Origin of the sequence: Trinickia acidisoli, assembly GCF_017315725.1 — a bacterium.
In the GTDB taxonomy this organism is placed as follows: domain Bacteria; phylum Pseudomonadota; class Gammaproteobacteria; order Burkholderiales; family Burkholderiaceae; genus Trinickia; species Trinickia acidisoli.
On record NZ_JAFLRG010000001.1, the window covers coordinates 2105028 to 2121657 of the forward strand.

Annotated in this window: 17 protein-coding genes; 7 read left to right on the forward strand and 10 right to left on the reverse strand. The window is 64.9% G+C overall.

The features are described from left to right. Window positions 1-155: 155 nt before the first annotated feature. Together hpaR and J3485_RS09655 are read left to right on the forward strand one after the other, a co-directional pair. Window positions 156-668: a homoprotocatechuate degradation operon regulator HpaR gene (hpaR, locus tag J3485_RS09650; RefSeq protein WP_206955741.1), complete on the forward strand. Its 513-nt coding sequence runs from the start codon at window positions 156-158 to the stop codon at window positions 666-668. Next, entirely contained in the window at window positions 665-1240 is a 576-nt protein-coding gene (locus J3485_RS09655) for a P-loop nucleotide/nucleoside kinase family protein (protein ID WP_206952255.1), read from the forward strand. The genes hpaR and J3485_RS09655 overlap by 4 nt, the downstream gene beginning before the upstream one ends. Before the next feature lie 149 nt (window positions 1241-1389). On the opposite strand, the gene J3485_RS09660 is transcribed toward J3485_RS09655, so the two are convergent. The 3 genes from J3485_RS09660 to panE form a co-directional block, all read right to left on the reverse strand. Further along, window positions 1390-2487, reverse strand: coding sequence for a saccharopine dehydrogenase family protein (locus J3485_RS09660; RefSeq protein ID WP_206952256.1), 1098 nt, complete (start codon window positions 2485-2487; stop codon window positions 1390-1392). A gap of 247 nt (window positions 2488-2734) precedes the next feature. Further along, on the reverse strand, window positions 2735-3199 hold the full coding sequence (locus J3485_RS09665; protein WP_206952257.1) for an Lrp/AsnC family transcriptional regulator: 465 nt from the start codon (window positions 3197-3199) through the stop codon (window positions 2735-2737). 36 nt (window positions 3200-3235) lie between these two features. Then, window positions 3236-4177 carry a 2-dehydropantoate 2-reductase gene (gene panE / locus J3485_RS09670; protein ID WP_206952258.1) on the reverse strand — a complete coding sequence of 314 codons (942 nt, stop codon included), beginning with the start codon at window positions 4175-4177 and terminating at the stop codon, window positions 3236-3238. A 345-nt stretch (window positions 4178-4522) separates the two neighbouring features. On the opposite strand from panE, the gene J3485_RS09675 reads away from it, so the two are divergent. Next, window positions 4523-5017 carry a Spy/CpxP family protein refolding chaperone gene (locus tag J3485_RS09675; RefSeq protein WP_206952259.1) on the forward strand — a complete coding sequence of 165 codons (495 nt, stop codon included), beginning with the start codon at window positions 4523-4525 and terminating at the stop codon, window positions 5015-5017. Window positions 5018-5127: 110 nt separating this feature from the next. Continuing rightward, window positions 5128-5568 carry a PGDYG domain-containing protein gene (locus tag J3485_RS09680; protein ID WP_206952260.1) on the forward strand — a complete coding sequence of 147 codons (441 nt, stop codon included), beginning with the start codon at window positions 5128-5130 and terminating at the stop codon, window positions 5566-5568. A gap of 45 nt (window positions 5569-5613) precedes the next feature. Here J3485_RS09680 and J3485_RS09685 read toward each other — a convergent pair whose 3' ends face one another. From J3485_RS09685 to J3485_RS09715, 7 genes are all read right to left on the reverse strand, one after another. Beyond that, the gene (locus tag J3485_RS09685) at window positions 5614-5979 is read right to left on the reverse strand and encodes a DUF3022 domain-containing protein (RefSeq protein WP_206952261.1); all 366 of its coding nucleotides are present in this window, start codon (window positions 5977-5979) and stop codon (window positions 5614-5616) included. A 72-nt stretch (window positions 5980-6051) separates the two neighbouring features. After that, window positions 6052-7119, reverse strand: coding sequence for a LacI family DNA-binding transcriptional regulator (locus tag J3485_RS09690; protein WP_242538534.1), 1068 nt, complete (start codon window positions 7117-7119; stop codon window positions 6052-6054). Window positions 7120-7363: 244 nt separating this feature from the next. Then, entirely contained in the window at window positions 7364-8347 is a 984-nt protein-coding gene (locus J3485_RS09695) for a 2-hydroxyacid dehydrogenase (protein ID WP_206952263.1), read from the reverse strand. Between the two features lie 5 nt (window positions 8348-8352). Next, window positions 8353-9645, reverse strand: a complete 1293-nt coding sequence (locus tag J3485_RS09700; protein WP_206952264.1) for an MFS transporter — start codon at window positions 9643-9645, stop codon at window positions 8353-8355. Window positions 9646-9749: 104 nt separating this feature from the next. Continuing rightward, complete coding sequence (locus J3485_RS09705) at window positions 9750-10709, reverse strand: sugar kinase (RefSeq protein WP_206952265.1); 960 nt, start codon at window positions 10707-10709, stop codon at window positions 9750-9752. A 70-nt stretch (window positions 10710-10779) separates the two neighbouring features. Continuing rightward, the gene (locus J3485_RS09710) at window positions 10780-11571 is read right to left on the reverse strand and encodes a sugar phosphate isomerase/epimerase family protein (protein ID WP_206952266.1); all 792 of its coding nucleotides are present in this window, start codon (window positions 11569-11571) and stop codon (window positions 10780-10782) included. Between the two features lie 189 nt (window positions 11572-11760). Further along, complete coding sequence (locus tag J3485_RS09715; protein WP_206952267.1) at window positions 11761-12675, reverse strand: LysR family transcriptional regulator; 915 nt, start codon at window positions 12673-12675, stop codon at window positions 11761-11763. A gap of 114 nt (window positions 12676-12789) precedes the next feature. Here J3485_RS09715 and J3485_RS09720 point away from each other — a divergent pair, with 114 nt between their 5' ends. From J3485_RS09720 to J3485_RS09730, 3 genes are all read left to right on the forward strand, one after another. Further along, window positions 12790-13887, forward strand: a complete 1098-nt coding sequence (locus J3485_RS09720; RefSeq protein ID WP_206952268.1) for a YeiH family protein — start codon at window positions 12790-12792, stop codon at window positions 13885-13887. 107 nt (window positions 13888-13994) lie between these two features. Further along, window positions 13995-14735, forward strand: a complete 741-nt coding sequence (locus tag J3485_RS09725) for a glutathione S-transferase (protein ID WP_206952269.1) — start codon at window positions 13995-13997, stop codon at window positions 14733-14735. Window positions 14736-14883: 148 nt separating this feature from the next. Next, complete coding sequence (locus J3485_RS09730) at window positions 14884-16617, forward strand: ClcB-like voltage-gated chloride channel protein (protein WP_206952270.1); 1734 nt, start codon at window positions 14884-14886, stop codon at window positions 16615-16617. Window positions 16618-16630 lie beyond the last annotated feature (13 nt).

A 16630-nucleotide genomic window follows, 5' to 3' on the forward strand; every position in this document is an offset into this window, starting at 1 on the left:
TACTCGGTCAGCACCATAATACTTAACATGTTAAATTTTTGCCAATCCGGGTTGTCGATAGGTGTGATGGTCGTGTGACACAGGCGGGTGCGTGCCGGCACGAGCCACCCGCTGTTAAGATGCCCGCACCGCACCTCATCTGCCTAGCCGCCATCATGACGCGCACGTTCGATCACCGAAATTTGGCCATGCTCTTGCTGCAATCGCGCGAGGCGCTAATGGGTGTGTTCCGGCCGATCCTGAAGGATTTTTCGTTGACCGAGCAGCAATGGCGCATCCTGCGCACGCTCGACGAAGCGCCGCGCAACGAGCTCGAAGCGGGCCAGATCGCGAAGCTTTCGTGCATTCTGAGCCCCAGCTTGACGGGGGTGCTCGACCGCATGGAACGCGATGGGCTCATACGCCGCGAACGTCCTCCCGAGGACCAGCGCAAATGGATCGTCGGCCTGACGCAAAAGAGCCGCGCGATCGTGGCGCAAATCCGGCCCCGCGTCGATGCGCAGTATGCGCAGCTCGAAGCGCGCCTCGGCCAAACGGCGCTCGACGACATTTATCGCCGTCTCGACGCATTGATCGAAGCACTGCCGTCCGGTCACGACGTCGGCGATGCGCACAGCGGAGCGCCACGGCGCAGCCCCCCCTTCTTTTGCAAGGAAACCGGTTCGTGACTTACCTCGTATTCATCTGCGGCCATGCCGGCACGGGCAAGACGACGATCGCCAAGCGCCTCGTCGGCCCGCTCATGCGCGAGACGGGCGAGGCCTTTTGCCTGCTCGACAAGGACACGCTCTACGGGCGCTACAGCGCGGCAGCAATGGGGGCGCTGACGGGCGACGCCAACGATCGCGACAGCCCGCTCTACCTTCAGCATCTGCGCGACCCCGAATACCACGGGCTGCTCGATACGGCGCGCGAAAATCTCGAGTTGGGCGTCGGCGTGATCGTCGTCGGCCCGCTTTCGCGCGAGGTACGCGAGCGCAAGCTGTTCGACCGCGGTTGGTTGGGTGTCGGCAACGACGTGACGATCCGCATCGTCTGGGTGTCCACGTCGGAGGAAACGGCACACGCGCGCATCATCGCGCGCCACAATCCCAACGACGCCTATAAGCTCGCGCATTGGGACGAATATCGGCAGCGCCGCTTCGTCCCGAGCGGTGCTGCGCGCGCGGGTCTCATCATGTTCGATAACACGGCGCCGACCGCCGCCGAATTCGACGCCCTGCTGCGCGACGTGCTGTAACGACGTGAAATGGCCAGGTACGAGCAAGGTATGGACCAAGCGCGGGGCGGGAGGTTCGCCACGCATGCACCGGCGCATGCGTGGCTGCCCTCTTCTTCGGCGGCGTTCTCGAGGCCCTGCTCCGTGCCGCTTTATCGGTGTGGCGCCGCTCAGGCCGTCGCCATCGCGTCGAGCGTCGCGCCCTCGTACAGCCGACCGAAGCGATTCGCAAGGAACTCTCGCAGCGAGACTTGCTCTTGTCGCACGAAACCGTTTTGGGGCAGTTTGCCCTCGCGGAACAGGTCGAGCACCGCGCACATCGCACCGGCCGTCGTAATTTGAATCGCACTCATCGGCACGCCGCAAACGGTTTTCGCGAAGATCTTGCGCGTGAAGACGTCCTGCACGAGTTGGCCGTCGCGCATACCCGTGACCGTTACGAAGATCAGCACGACGTCTTGCGAGGTAGACGGCACGGCGCGCCGCATGATCGTCTTGAGTGTGTCGCGATCGCTCGAGAGCCGCAGGTCTTCGAGTAGAAACTTGACGAGATCACGGTGGCCTGGATAGCGGACCGACTTGTAATCGAGCGATTCGACTCGCCCCGACAGCGTTTCGCAAAGCGTGCCGAGCCCGCCCGACGTATTGAACGCTTCGTATTCGGTGCCGTCGAGCGAGAAATGCTCGAGCCCTTCGAGCGGCTGTACCCATTGCGTACGCGCATCGCGGATCGCTTCGCATGGCTGGCAATACTCGTTGATGAGGCCGTCGACGCTCCAGGTCAGGTTGTATTTGAGCGCGTTCGTTGGAAACTCGGGCAGCGCACCAACGCGCATCTTCACTTCTCGGATTTCGGAAAAGCGATTGGCGAGTTCGTGCGCGGCAATGCCGATGAAGCCCGGCGCGAGGCCGCATTGCGGCATGAAAGCGTGGGGTGCGCCGTCCGCGAGCGCGCGGATCGCATGCGTGGCGCGCACGTCTTCGGTCAGATCGAAGTAATGGACACCGGCCGCCTTCGCCGCGGCAGCAACGTTGACGGCCAGATAATACGGCAATGCATTGACCAGTACGTCGAAGCCTTGGACGGCCGCCCGGATCGCATTCGAATCGGCCGAGTCGACACGCTCCGTGGCAATGCCTTCGCGTGCCAGCTTTTCGAGCGCGTGTGTATCGCGATCGAACGCCACGACTTCGTAGTCGCCGGTTTCACGCAACATATGGGCAATGGTGTGGCCGATCAGCCCCGCACCGACGATAGCGACTTTCATGCGTTTCTCCTTGTTTTCGCGTTTCGAGCTTTTGTGGCGGCCGTGTGCGGCTTGTGCGGCTGTGCAGCGATGCCACGCGATCGGCACACGTCGCGTTGGAAACAGTGTAGGGACACGCAAAAACGGAAAACAGGCGCAAAGTGCTGCGTTTCGACATGACTTTTCGACGAAATGTCGTAGCTACGCTACGTTTCGTCGAAAAGTCATGCTGAGGCAAGGACCGGCACTGCGCGGCACGCCCGACAGCTCAGCCGCCGAAAGCGTTTCGATCGATCTTGCGCGCGAGGATGATGGAGGTGGTCGTCCGCTCGACGCCTTCGAGCGCGCCGATCTGGTCGAGCAATTCGTTGAGCCGGTCGGGCGAGGCCGCGCGCAGCCAGGCGACGTAATCGTATTCGCCGCTGACCGCGCACAGCAATTGCACTTCGGGCATCTTCTCGAGCCGCTTGAGCGTGCTCGGGCCGAATTTCGGCGCGAGAATAATGCCGACGTACGCATTGATGCTGGCGTCGAGCACGTCCTGCCCCAGCCGCACGCCGTAGCCGGCGATGACCTGCATCCGCTCGAGACGTTCGATACGGGCCAGCACGGTAGTACGCGCGACGCCGAGCCGGCGCGCCAAGTTGGCGACGCTCTCGCGTGCGTTCTCCTGCAACAGGGTGAGCAGGTCGCGGTCGAGGTCGTCGAGCTGGTCGAGGCGCGGAGGTCTCATCGATTCGATGCGGTTTGCGTGAAAAGGAGCGCCCGATTATCGCCCATGCCGCGCTTCGTAGGCTTTCACATGCGTATAGGCTAGCTCGAGCAGCGTGGGGGTCGTGGCGGCCGAGCCAACCGCCGCGTTTGCCGGACGCCGTTTCAGCAGGTCGCCGAGCACGTGGTCGCCTTCCGTGCGCAAACCGTTCTCGATATCGCGCAACATGGACGCCGTCAACGACGAGCCCGACGCGAACAACATCGCGCGCGAGCGCTCGGCGAACGATGCGCGAACGGCATGACCGTACGCGGCGGCGACTGCGCCGCATTCGTCGAACAACGCCCGGATCGCCGCCTCGCCGCCGGGCGCGGCGAGGATGTTGCCCACGTTCGCACGAAACAAACACGTGCTGCCCGCGAGCGTCGCGAGAAACACCCATTTTTCCCACATCTGCTGCACGATCGCATCGGTCGCGTCGACGTCGAAACCGCCCGTGCGCAAGGCCGCTGCGATGGCCTCTACGCGTGCGCTCTTGGCGCCGTCAAGCTCACCGAAGACGATCGCATGCATGTCCGTCATCTGAACGATCGCCCGCGAGGCATCGAGCGTCGCGGCGATCAGACAAACACCGCCCAGCACGTTCGCGTTGCCGAAGCGTGCGCGAAGCAAATCGAGATGCCGCATCCCGTTGAGCATCGGCAAGATCGTCGTGGATGGCCCCACGGCCGGCGCGAACGCATCCATCGCGCTGTCGAGATCGTAAGCCTTGCAGCTCAGCAGAACGAGATCGTAGGGACTGTCGATCTGCGACGTCAGTACGGTTTTGACGTCGGCGAGCGTGGCGTCGCCTCTCGGGCTCTTGATGACGAGGCCGTCGGCGGCCAACTGCGCGGCCCTCGCTTCGCGTACGAGAAACGTCACGTTCTGCCCCGCCAGCGCCATTCGCCCGCCGAAGTACCCGCCGACCGCGCCGGCGCCCACGACTAGAATCCGCATCATCGCTCCTTCAGGTCTCATCACCGATATACATGCGAGGCTGTCACTGTAATACAGTCGGCGAAACCGCGCCGGGCACTCGACGTGCTGACACGCGATCGTGCTGGTATGCTCCTGGCACGCGATCGTGAAGACGGTGCAAAGCGGGGGCGGCGAAGCAGGTAGCCCGTCACCCACAACCGATCCGTTTCAGATGTAAGCGTATGTCTCACCATGCGACGATGCGGGGCGTGCCTGGTTAAACTAGCGCCGGGCCAACGAACATGCAGCAAGCATGGAGGGTCTAACGAGCCGGTGCCCTTGCGCCGGCTTCGATTTCTCGTCCACACGACTACAGGAGGTTCGATGAAACGGACAATCGTCATTCTCGCGTGCGCACTCGCAACGAGCGGGGCGTTCGCGCAAGCGTCGGCGCCGGAAGCCGCGCCGGACATGGCGGCCAGCGCACCGGCCGGCGCTCACGCGAACAAGCGCGAAGCACGCGTCGAAGAGCGGATCGCGTATCTGCACTCGCAGCTCAAGATCACGGCCGCGCAGGAGCCGCAGTGGAAGACGTTCGCCGATGTCATGCGCTCGAACGGGCAGAACATGGGCCGGCTCTTCCGTCAACGAACGCAGGCCGAGCATACCCAATCGGCGCTCGACAACATGAAGCAATACGCCGAGCTTGCGCAGGCGCACGCCGACGACATGAAGCAACTCGTGGATGCGTTCGATCCGCTCTACAACAGCTTTTCGCCCGAGCAGAAGAAACTCGCCGATACGACGTTCCGTCAGAGCGAGCCACGTCATGGCCGCGGCGCTCACGGCGCCAAATCCGCCGCTCCCGCACAGCAGTGATCGCGTAGACGGCTCGGCATCGATTCATCCGTCCTAGGCCGAACGCAAGGCGTGCGCGTCGCGCGGTTTCCCGCTACGCTCACGCCTTCTTGACGTTTGGCTTGCTTCCCATGATCGAATTGAAAGACATCGACCTGCGCGACGATCCCGCCGCGGGGCGATATGTGAAAAACGAGGTCGTCGCTGTCGAGTTCGCGCAGGCGAGCGGCGAATTGATGAGCCTCGAAGGCGCAAACCGCTTCGGCCCGGGCGATGCCCTGATCACCGGCACGGGCGGTGCGCGCTGGGTGGTCGAGCGCGCACGCTTCGACGACAAATACGTTCCGGCCGATGCCGCCCTCGCCCACGGCGCACCGGGCCGCTATCGAAACCGCCCCGTGATCGTGCTCGCCAAGCGGATGGATGCGCCCTTCTCGATGGCGCGCCGGGCTGCCGGCGACGTCCTGAGCGGCACAGCCGGCGATTGGGTGCTGCAATACGCGCCCGGCGATTATGGCGTCGTGCGCGCCGATCGCTTCGCTCAGGTCTATCGGGCCGAGGAACCAAGCTAGCCCAAGCTGACAGCACGCCAGTGCGGCGTGCTACTTTGGAGCCGCTTAGGCGAACTCGTCGCCGAGATCGATCGTCACCTCGCGCGGCACCGCTTCACCGGCTGCGTATTGCTCCTCCAGCGAACCGAGTTCAGCCTCGACATAGGCGCGCAGCACGGCATAGCTACGCGCCTGCATGCGCGGCGGTAACGCACGGAAGCGCGCCAGCGCCGACGCGGCAAACACGATGGTCAGCGTCATGCGGCGCGCGGTAGGACCGAATCGCATCGCGACCCACTGGACGGCGAGGTACGGCGTGCCGTCGTCGCCTACTCGTTCGGCAAAAACCGTCTGCTCGGGAAAGAGATCGCTGACAGCGCGAGCGAGCGCTTCGATATCTGCACTCGCACATTCGAATCGGTAAAGTTCCATCGTGGGGCTCAATGCTATGTCGTACCGAGCGCGCCGCTGCCTGGGCGAGGCAGCGCCGGTACGGCGCGCGAATCAATCGTCGTCATGCCAAACGGTCGAGCGGCGCACCACGAGTTCGCCGGGCAGCATCGCCTCCCGTGCGGGCTCCACGTCGCCTTCGATACGTTCGTGCAAGAATTCCACGGCCCGGTATCCGATCGCGTAAGTGGGCTGCCGAATCGCCGTCACGCCGATCAGCTCTGCCCATTCGGAGTCGTCGATCGACATCAGGGCCACGCGCTCCTGCCAACGCGCACCGTATCGGGCGTGCAGATGCAGTGCCACCGACAAGGCAACGGGCCCATTGGCGGCAAAGTATGCCACGCGCCGCCCGCCTGCCTTCGACGCCTCGTCCACGTGCCGGTCGATCGCCTCATGCACGTGTGCGACCGCGTCGACATCGGCTAGGTCGAGCACGAGCGTTTCCCCTTGCAACGGCATCGCGTCGGCGCCGCGATCGCGTCGCGCCTGCTCGAGGGTCGCGCGAAACGCGGCTTCGCGAAGGCGCCGCGAGCTCACACGCTCGTAGGGTTGAACGACGAAGCGAACGTCGTCGAAACCCTGCTCGAGCAAATGGCGCATGCCCAGCTTGACGGCCTCGCCGTTATCGAGCCCGACCATATCGGCCGAGAGTCCCTCGATCGAGCGATCGACGAGCACGGCGGGCGTACCGCCGTCGCCGACGGGCCGCAACGTCTCTTCTTTGACCCCCAGCGCATTGACGATCACGCCCTCGACGCGATAGGTCGTCATCAACTGCAAGTAGCGCCGCTCCATTTCGACTTCGTTAGCCGCGTTGCATACGAGCGGCATCAGACCGAGTGCGTGGCAAGCAGCCTCTACGCCGCGCAGCACGCCTACGGTGTATGGGTTCGTTATGTCGGCGACGAGCAAGCCGACGAGCCGATTGCGGCCGCGTTTCAAGCCGCGGGCCATTTGATTGGGCCGATAGTCGAGCCGTTTGATCGCCGCTTCGATGCGTGAGCGCAAATCCGCGGAGAGCACGTTGGTCTCGCCGTTCAGATAACGCGAAACGCTGGTCTTGCCGGTGCCGGCCTCGCGGGCGACATCGCTGATCGTCGCGCGGCGTGTCGCGCCCATAGGCCCGAAGCTCATCGCTTGGCGGCGCGCGGTGCGCGCAAGTCGAAAGTACCTGGAAACAAAAGAAACCTCCTCGTCAAAGGCGAAGGCGCGGCCCCCGCTGCGGTGCGGCGCATAGACAAAAGCGCGCCGTGGCGCGCTTTGCAATTCGTTCGGTGGCGGCATCATAGCGCACGGCGACACGCCGCACCACTTGTGCAAATGCGCGGAGCCGGCCTATTAGGAATTCTAGTAGGTGCCCGAGCTAGCGCGCGAGGACCTCGGGATTCGCGACGTTGCGCGAGAGCTGCCCGGCCAGCGCGGCGACGAGGTTCTCGGCGGCGCACCGCGCCATCGCGTGACGTGTTTCGTGCGTGGCCGAACCAATGTGCGGCAGCGCGACGACGTTGCGCATCGCAAGCAGCGGCGAATCGGCGGCGAGCGGTTCGTGCTCGAACACATCGAGGCCCGCACCCGCGATCGTGCCGTCGGCGAGCGCGGCGATCAGCGCGGCTTCGTCGACGATCGCCCCGCGCGAGGCATTGATCAGGATCGCGCTACGCTTCATCGCCCGCAGCTCGGTGGCACTGATCAAACGCCGAGTCTGCGGCGTGAGCGGCACTTGCAGGCACACGAAATCCGATTGCGCAAGCAAATCGTCGAGCTCGACCCGTCGAGCGCCATAGGCGCGCTCGGCCACCTCGTTCGGATGCCGGTTCGTATAAAGCACGCGCATCCCGAAGCCGAGCGCGGCGCGCCGCGCGAGTGCACCGCCGATACGTCCAAGGCCGACGATGCCGATCGTCTTGCCGTTGACGTCTACGCCGTATTGCTCCGGGCCGATGCTCCCGCGCCACTGGCCGGCCTTGACCCAATCGGCGAGCTCCACCACGCGCCGCGCTGTCGACAACACCAGTGCGAATACCGTATCCGCCGTCGATTCCGTGAGAACGTCGGGCGTATGGGCGAGGACGATTCCGCGCCGAGTCAGATCGGCCAAGTCGAAGTTGTCGACGCCCACCGAGATCGTCGAAATCGCCTTGAGCCGCGTCGCGTGCTCGATCATTGCCGGCGTCACCTTGACACTCGCGCCGATGGCGCCGTCGGCATCGACGAGGGCTTCGCCGACGGCCGCGGCCAGCGCTTCGTGCGCGAGGTCGGACTCCAAAACGACGACCTGCGCATGCTCGCGCAAATAGTCGAGCACGTCCGGCGGCAGGCTCTTGTAGGCGACGATCTTCGGTGTCATTCGATTCACTTTCCGTGGGCGTGGGCGTGGGCGCGCGCGCCGAGCATCGCATTGCCGGTGGGCTGCGCTTTGACCGCGAGCGTCAGCACGACGGCTGCGACGAGCGCGGCGCTCATGAACGCATAGGACGCGGCCGGCGAGCCCGTCGTGCCGTTCAGATAGCCGACGACATAGGAGCCGACGAACGAGCCGAGCGCACCCATGCTGTTGATGAGTGCCATCGCGCCGCCGGCCACGTTCTTCGGCAGCAGTTCCGGCACGATCGCAAAGAACGGCCCATACGGCGCATACATCGCGGCGCCCGCGATGACGAGCAACGCGTAGGACCCCCAAAAGTGTGTCGAGCCGAGCGCATACGAGCCGGCGAACGCAGCCGCCCCGACCAGCAGAAACGGCCAGACGAACACCTTGCGCGTGGCGAGCTTATCGGAGGCCCACGAAGCGGCGAGCATCGCGATCGTGGCCATCAGATAGGGCAGCGCCGAGAGCCAGCCCGTCTCGACCATCCCGATCGACGCGCTATTCTTCAGAATCGACGGCAGCCAGAGCACGAAGCCGTAGACGCCGATGCTCCAGCAGAAGTACTGCGCGCACAGCTTGACGACGGCCGGCGAGCGAAACGCTTCGGCGTAGTTGCGTACGGGCTTGATGGCCGCTTGCTCGGCGGCGAGCGTCGCCGCGAGTGCGCGCTTGTCTTCGGCCGCGAGCCACTCGACCTCGCTCGGCTTGTCGCGCACGATGAACCACCAGCAAACGGCCCAGACGACCGCCGGCACGCCTTCCGCGATGAACATCTCGCGCCAGCCGAACGCGTGGACGAGATAGCCCGAGATGACCGACATCCACAGCACCGTGACGGGATTGCCGAGGATCAAAAAGGTATTGGCGCGCGAGCGTTCGGTCTTTGTGAACCAGTTGCTGATGAAGATCAGCATCGCCGGCATGACGGCCGCTTCGACGACGCCGAGCAGGAACCGGATCGCGATCAGCGACGCGACGTTGCTGACGATACCCGTCAATGCCGCGCAACCGCCCCAGAGTACGAGGCTCACGAAGACGAGCCGACGTACGCTGCGCCGTTCCGCATAAATGGCGCCGGGAATCTGGAAGAAGAAGTAGCCGAGAAAGAAGAGCGCACCGATCAACGAGGCAAGCGCGGGGCTGACGCCGAGATCCTTGTTGATGCCGGCCGCCGATGCGAACCCGAAGTTCGCGCGATCGAGATAGGCGAGGCTGTAGGTGATGAATACGATCGGCATGATCGTCCACCAACGGCGAGGTGCAATCGTTGCGGGCATGGGTGTCTCCTCCCTGTGCTACGTTTCAATGGGACGGCGCGTTCGGCGCCGTCTCGTCTCTCGTGCATTGCGTGCAGTGTAGGCAAACGCCGTGCTTTTTGCGCTCAAGCAGAAGCGATGGGGTTTTCCAGCCGGTCGAGCTGCGTACGCGTGGGCAGCCCTTCCGAGTCGCCGATCACCTGGATCGCCAGTGCGCCGATCCGATTGCCGCGTGCAACGGCCGACGGCAAATCGCGCCCCTCGAGCAGCGCGCTGACGACGCCGACGGCGAACCCGTCGCCGGCGCCGACCGTATCGACGACGCTCGCCACCGGCTGCGCCGCCACGTAGCCCGACTGATCGGCCGTACGGAAATAGGCGCCCTGGGCACCGAGCTTGACCACGACGCCGCGTGCGCCCGAATCGAGATAAAACTGGGCGATATCCTCAGGCGTTTCGTAGCCCGTGAGCGCGAGCCCTTCGCCGAGCCCCGGGAGCACCCAGTCCGACAGCGCGGCAAGCGCGTTGAGCGAGGCGGCCATCGCCTCGCGCGACGGCCACAATGTCGGCCGCAGATTCGGATCGAACGAGATCGTCTTGCCCGCGGCGCGCATCGATTCCGCGAGCCGAAAGGCCAGTTCTCTCGACGTCGGGGAAATGGCCGGCGCCACCCCCGTCAGATGCAAATGGCGCGCGCCGGTTGCGTACTCGGCGTCGTAGTCGTCGAGCGACAAATGGCTGGCGGCCGAGCCTTTGCGAAAATACTCGACGCTCGGGTCGCGGCCGTCGGTCTGCTTGCTTTTCAGTTGGAATCCGGTCGGAAAGCGCGCATCGACGCTCACGCGGCTCGCATCGATGCCCTCGCGCGTAAGCGTATCGAGCACGTAGCGCCCGAATGCGTCGGCGCCGACCCGGCTCACGTAGCCGACGCGAAAGCCGAGCCTCGACAAACCGATCGCCACGTTCAGATCCGCGCCCGCAATGCGTTTCGTGAAGTGATCGACGGCCTCGAGCGGGCCGGTTTCATCGGCGACGAAAAGCGCCATGGCCTCGCCGTAGGTCAAAACGTCGAGCGGAAAAGACATCGATGACTCCTCGTTCACATTCGATGGCGCGATGCGCCCCTTCCTTCGTAACCATTGCGCGCGCCGCGTTTCATGCCGAGGCGAGCCAGGCTACGCTTCGCCGCGCATCCTCGGCGAGTGCCCGCTCGTCGAGCGGAAACTCGATGCCGCGCGGCGCAGTGCGCGGCAACCTGTCCAAGACGGCTTGAAACAAGGGGTCCTGTGGCGCCGGTGCGACAGGAAAGCGTCGCACCCCCTGCCCCTCGGACGACTTGCAATGCACGTACTCGACATACGGAGCCAGCGCACCGGCTGCATCGAGCGGCGCTTCGCCGGGCCATTGCCAGTTACCGACGTCGAACGTCATGCCGAGGACATCGGCCGAGCCTTTCCGTTCAAGCGCCGCGAACAGCGCAACGAATTGGGCGATCGTGCCGTCCTGCTCGCGCTGACCGTTCTCGACAACGAGCCGGGCGCGGTGGCCCGCGCTCACGCGGGCAATCGTCGCGCCGCCCGCCTCACCGCTGAATCCGCCCAATTGGAGCTTGACCCAGCGCGCACCGAGTGCGTCGGCCTCGGCATAGGCTGCCGCCAGTGCCGTCGCGTTCAACGCGCCATCGTCGCAGTAGAGCGCGGCCGGCGTCGAGTAGACGGACCACATGTCGCGCGCGGCCACCGCGGCGCCGAGCGCGTGCAGCGCTTCGAGAGCGGCATCGGCCTCGTGCGCAAACAACTCGCGACGCACTTCGAAGCCCGCCGCCCCCGCATCAGCGGCGGTGTCGAGCCATGCCGCATGACCGCGCTGGCGCACCGCTTGCACCCCGAACGCGCTCGCCACGATAACGACTTTCACAGCAGGCCAACTGTTATTCGCGTTCGACATTGAATGGAACCGGTTCCAATGTTACTTCAAAAAAACGAGCGCGACGCTCGATTGACGCAATCTTGCCTTCGACATCCCGCGCCGCCCATCATGGTAATCCCTAGCGGGGCTCAGCAGGCCTGGCCACGTGCCGCTGAGCCGCTGAGCCGCTGAGCCGCATGTCTGCGAATACGCAACGACAAACCGCAGTCAGTTCGATTGCGCCGCCGGACCGGGCGCGGCCTCGCACAGCGCCAAGAATCCTGCCGCGACGCGAGATGGCGCCCCCTCGTGCGGGACGAGAATCGAGAAATGGCGAGTCAGCGGCCGGGCCGCGATCGACAACTGCGCGAGTGCGCCATCTTCGTGGCGCATCGCCATCGCGGAAACGAATCCCACGCCCATACCGGCACGCACGGCCTCCTTGACGCCCTCGACGCCCGCCACGGCCAAGGCGACCCGTACTCCGACACCGGCCGCCTCGAACGACTGTTCGACGAACTGCCGCACGCCCGAACCCTCTTCTCGCATGACGAGCGGATAGGCCGCCACGTCCTCCAACGTCGGCTGCGCGGCGTGTTGCGCCATGCGCTCGGCCAACGGATGAGCACGCGGAACGATTGCAACGATCTCGTCCTCCCGCCAAACCCGTACGCCCGTGCCTTCGGGCAAATCCGCGCCGACCGGCCCCTCGATCATCGCGACGTCGAGCGAAGCCAGCGAAGCAACAATTTCCCCGGTATTGCCACCGGCTGTCTGGATCTCGACTTCGGGATATCGGCGCTGAAACTCGGCGATCAAGTAGGGCAGCAGATAGCTCGCGACGGTGGTGCTCGCCCCGATGCGCAGCGTGCCGCGTGCGACGCCGCGCAACGCGTCGCGATAGGCCAGCGCTTGGCGAAACGTGTCGCGCAGCTTGAGCGCGTAGTCGGCCAGTTGGGCGCCGCTCGGCGTCAGCCGCACACCGCGGCCGTCGCGCCGATAGAGCGGCTCGCCGAATTCATCCTGCAACTGCCGCAATTGCCCCGACACGGCCGGCTGCGACAAATGCAAAGCATCCGCCGCGCGGCTGATGTTCTGGCGCTCGGCCACGGCGGCGAACGTTATCAGTTGATCGGGTGTCATATGCAAGAAAGTATCGGACGTACCGATATATTACTTCACAAATGACGATTTTTCATAAGCTTATACGTCAACTAGGATTAGCGCATCGAAACCCTGCCCCAATAGGCATCCGCGATGTCCCACACGACTACGTTCTCCGCGCCGTCCCAGCCCGCCTCGCACGGTCAACTCAACGGCATCCTCTTCGTCGCGCTGTTCGCCGCGGCGGTCACGCGGCTTGCCGCCCTGCCCGCCATTGCCGGGCTCGGCATCAGCCCGCTCATCGTCGGCATCATCGCCGGCGCCCTCTACGGCAACACGTTGCGCGCCGGCATGCCCGCGCACTGGGCCGCCGGCGTCAATTTTTCCGCACGCAAGCTGTTGCGCATCGCAGTCGCCTTCTTCGGTCTGCGCGTGAGCTTGCAGGAAATCGCCCAAGTCGGGCTACCCGGGCTCACCGTCTCGGTGCTCGTCGTCGTCAGCACGCTGCTGCTCGGCACCTGGCTCGGCATGAAGCTGATGAAGCTCGATCGGGACACGGCCATCCTCAACGCGGCCGGCAGCGCGATTTGCGGCGCAGCCGCGGTGCTCGCGTTCGAATCGACGCTGCAATCCAAGCCCGAAAAGAGCGCCGTCGCGGTGGGCAGCGTCGTCCTGTTCGGCACGTTGTCGATGTTCCTCTATCCGCTGATGTACCGCGCCGGCTGGATTCATCTCGATACGCTCGGCGTCGGGCTCTTCTTCGGTGGCACGATTCATGAGGTTGCGCAGGTCGTCGGCGCGGCCAGCAATGTCAGCGCGGAAGCGACGCACATCGCGACGATCGTCAAGATGACCCGCGTCATGCTGCTCGTCCCCGTGCTGCTCGTCCTCGGCGTTTGGCTCGCACGCGACGCGCGCCGCGATGTCTCGGCGGCCTCGGCTTCTGTGTCGGGCAAACGCGGCCGCGCGCACGCGCCGCGCAAGCTGGCCGTGCCCTGGTTCGCGCTGGGCTTCCTCGCCTGCGTGCTCGTCAATTCGCTGCACGTGCTGCCGACGGCCGCGACGCAAACGGCCAACGCACTCGACACGTTCGCCTTGACAATGGCGATGACCGCGCTCGGCATCGAAACGCACATCTCGCAAGTGCGCAAGGCCGGCCCCCGTGCGCTGGCGACGAGCCTCATCCTCTATCTCTGGCTCGTCGTCGGCGGCCTGGCCATCACTTGGGGAGTCGAGCACGTATTCGCCTGATCGTGCCCGCGCCTGGCAAGCCGCGTGCTGCTGACCTCCGGTTGTCGCTCTCGTTGCCTGCGAGCGATCATTGAGGCGCGGCACGCCGCCGCTTTTTGGAGATACAGATGCCTTACGAACTCTATTACTGGGATGGCCTGCAAGGCCGCGGCGAATTCGTCCGGCTGGCGTTGGAGGACGCACAAGCGCCCTATGTCGACATCGGGCGCGGCGGCGAAGATGAAGACGAAGGTGAGCGGCAAGCGGCGATGATGGCCGTCCTGAACAGCAAGACCGAGCCGATGATCCCGTTCGCCCCACCGTTCCTGAAGGACGGCGATCTGATCGTCTCGCAGACGGCCAACATCTTGCTCTACCTCGGTCCCAAGCTCGGTCTCGCGCCCGACACCAACCTGCGCTACGTCGTGCACGGCTTGCAACTGACGATCGCCGACATGGTGACCGAAGTGCACGACACCCATCATCCGATCGCGAGCGGCCAGTATTACGAGGAGCAAAAGGTGCCGGCCAAAACGCGCGCGACCGATTTCCTCGAGCACCGCTTGCCGAAGTTCATGCGCTACTTCGAGCGCGTGCTGGCGCAAAACCCGCACGGCGACCGTCATCTCGTCGGCGATTCGCTGACTTACGTCGATTTATCGATGTTCCAGTTGATCGAAGGGCTGCATTACGCGTTTCCGCGCGCAACCGCACGCTTCGCCTCGCGCTACCCGCGTCTGGCGGCCTTGCGCAAAGCGGTTGGAGCACGCCCCTACATCGCCGCGTATTTGGCGTCCGAGCGCCGCCTGCCCTTCAACGAGACCGGGATTTTCCGCCACTACCCGGAACTCGACGCGGCGGCCCACTGAAGTGAATACGCCAAGACGCCAACGCAAACGCAAACGCCAACGCAAACGTAAGCCGATTGCCGGTGCAGCGGAGACGTTCGCCAGCCCAGGGCCGATGCTATGCTTGCGCTCGTCCCAAGTTCATCGAACCCCGAGCTGACGCTTTCCCGTGCTTTCATTCCTGCTTCGACTGCGCACGCGCGCCCAATCGCTCTTTCGCCTGTCCGAGTCCCATACGATGCTCGTCTGGGCCGTTATCGTCGGCGTGCTCGGCGCGTTTGCCACCGTCGCGTTCCGGCATGCGATCGACGCCTTCCAATGGATGTTCACCGGGCACAGCGGCAGCTTCGTCGCCATGGCGCACACGCTGCCGTGGACCATCCGGTTCTGGCTGCCCGCCGCCGGCGGTCTGCTTGCCGGCGGCTTTTTGATCGTGGCGCGCCGCCGTGCCGACAAGCACGCGAGTTCCGATTACATGGAAGCCATCGGGATCGGCGAAGGCGTCGTGCCGGTGTGGGAAAGCGCCTGGCGCAGCGTCTCGTCGCTGTTTACGATCGGCTTTGGCGGGTCGATCGGCCGCGAAGGGCCGATGGTGCAGCTCGCCGCGCTGGCCGGCTCGATCGTCGGCCGCGTGGTGCATTTCGATCCGCCACGGCTGCGGCTGCTCGTCGCCTGCGGCGCAGCGGCGGGGATCACCTCGGCCTATAGCGCGCCGATCGCCGGCGCGTTCTTCGTCACCGAGATCGTGCTCGGCTCGATCGCCATGGAAAACTTCGGGCCGCTCTTGGTCTCGTCCGTGGTGGCCAACATCGTCATGCGCGAATTTTCGGGCTACAAACCGCCGTATGAGATGCCCGTGTTCCCCGCGATCGCCGGCCTCGAAGTGCTGCTGTTCGTCGCGCTCGGTCTTCTGTGCGGCGCCGTGGCGCCGCAGTTCCTGCACCTGATCGAGTCGTCGCGGGCCCGGTTTCGGCGGCTGCCGGTGCCCTTGCCCGTGCGGCTCGCACTCGGCGGGCTCGTCGTCGGCATCATTTCCGTCTGGGTGCCCGAGGTCTGGGGCAACGGCTACAGCGTCGTCAACTCGATCCTGCACTCGCCGTGGACCTGGAGCGCACTCGTCGTCGTGCTCGTGTGCAAGATCATTGCGACAGCCGCCACGGTCGGCTCAGGCGCCGTCGGCGGCGTCTTTACGCCAACCCTATTCGTCGGCGCAACACTCGGATCGCTGTTCGGCCTGGGCGTGCACGGTCTTTGGCCGCATGGCACGTCAGGCGCGTTCGCCTACGCGATGGTCGGCATGGGCGCGTTCCTGGCCGGCGCCACCCAAGCGCCGCTGATGGCGATCCTCATGATCTTCGAGATGACGCTCAGCTATCAGGTGGTCCTGCCGCTGATGCTGTCGTGCGTCGTCGCTTATTTCGTCTCGCGCGCGATCAACAAGACGTCGATGTACGAAATCACGCTGCGCCGCAATGCCGACGAGCAAGAGCGAATGCGGCTTCGCGCGGCCCAGGTGCGCGAGCTCGTCAAGCCGGCCGACACGATCGTGCGTCTCGACACCAGCGTGCGCGACATGACGCGCGTATTTCTCGAATACCCGGTGAAGTACCTGTACGTCACCGACGAGGCCGGGCTTTTCCGGGGCGTCGTCGCCTTGAAGGACATCACGTCCGATTTGCTCGAAAAACGCGATACCTCGACGCACACCGCCGCCGATTACCTGCAACCGGAGTTCGCCGTCCTCACGCCCGATATGCCGATCAGCGTCGCTTTGCAGCGCTTCTTGGCGTTCCGCGGCGAGCGCCTGCCCGTCGTGGCGAGCGCCGAGCAGCCGACGCTCGTCGGCGCCGTGTACAAGACGTCGCTGCTCGACGCCTACCGTCGGATGAATCCCGCTATCTGACATCTTCGCTTGT

What these genes read in the sequence shown, in the direction of transcription:
- hpaR (WP_206955741.1), top strand. Translation starts at nt 156, where the DNA reads ATGACGCGCACGTTCGATCACCGAAATTTGGCCATGCTCTTGCTGCAA.
- J3485_RS09660 (WP_206952256.1), bottom strand. Translation starts at nt 2,487, where the DNA reads ATGAAAGTCGCTATCGTCGGTGCGGGGCTGATCGGCCACACCATTGCC.
- J3485_RS09665 (WP_206952257.1), bottom strand. Translation starts at nt 3,199, where the DNA reads ATGAGACCTCCGCGCCTCGACCAGCTCGACGACCTCGACCGCGACCTG.
- panE (WP_206952258.1), bottom strand. Translation starts at nt 4,177, where the DNA reads ATGCGGATTCTAGTCGTGGGCGCCGGCGCGGTCGGCGGGTACTTCGGC.
- J3485_RS09675 (WP_206952259.1), top strand. Translation starts at nt 4,523, where the DNA reads ATGAAACGGACAATCGTCATTCTCGCGTGCGCACTCGCAACGAGCGGG.
- J3485_RS09680 (WP_206952260.1), top strand. Translation starts at nt 5,128, where the DNA reads ATGATCGAATTGAAAGACATCGACCTGCGCGACGATCCCGCCGCGGGG.
- J3485_RS09685 (WP_206952261.1), bottom strand. Translation starts at nt 5,979, where the DNA reads ATGGAACTTTACCGATTCGAATGTGCGAGTGCAGATATCGAAGCGCTC.
- J3485_RS09690 (WP_242538534.1), bottom strand. Translation starts at nt 7,119, where the DNA reads ATGGGCGCGACACGCCGCGCGACGATCAGCGATGTCGCCCGCGAGGCC.
- J3485_RS09695 (WP_206952263.1), bottom strand. Translation starts at nt 8,347, where the DNA reads ATGACACCGAAGATCGTCGCCTACAAGAGCCTGCCGCCGGACGTGCTC.
- J3485_RS09700 (WP_206952264.1), bottom strand. Translation starts at nt 9,645, where the DNA reads ATGCCCGCAACGATTGCACCTCGCCGTTGGTGGACGATCATGCCGATC.
- J3485_RS09705 (WP_206952265.1), bottom strand. Translation starts at nt 10,709, where the DNA reads ATGTCTTTTCCGCTCGACGTTTTGACCTACGGCGAGGCCATGGCGCTT.
- J3485_RS09710 (WP_206952266.1), bottom strand. Translation starts at nt 11,571, where the DNA reads ATGTCGAACGCGAATAACAGTTGGCCTGCTGTGAAAGTCGTTATCGTG.
- J3485_RS09715 (WP_206952267.1), bottom strand. Translation starts at nt 12,675, where the DNA reads ATGACACCCGATCAACTGATAACGTTCGCCGCCGTGGCCGAGCGCCAG.
- J3485_RS09720 (WP_206952268.1), top strand. Translation starts at nt 12,790, where the DNA reads ATGTCCCACACGACTACGTTCTCCGCGCCGTCCCAGCCCGCCTCGCAC.
- J3485_RS09725 (WP_206952269.1), top strand. Translation starts at nt 13,995, where the DNA reads ATGCCTTACGAACTCTATTACTGGGATGGCCTGCAAGGCCGCGGCGAA.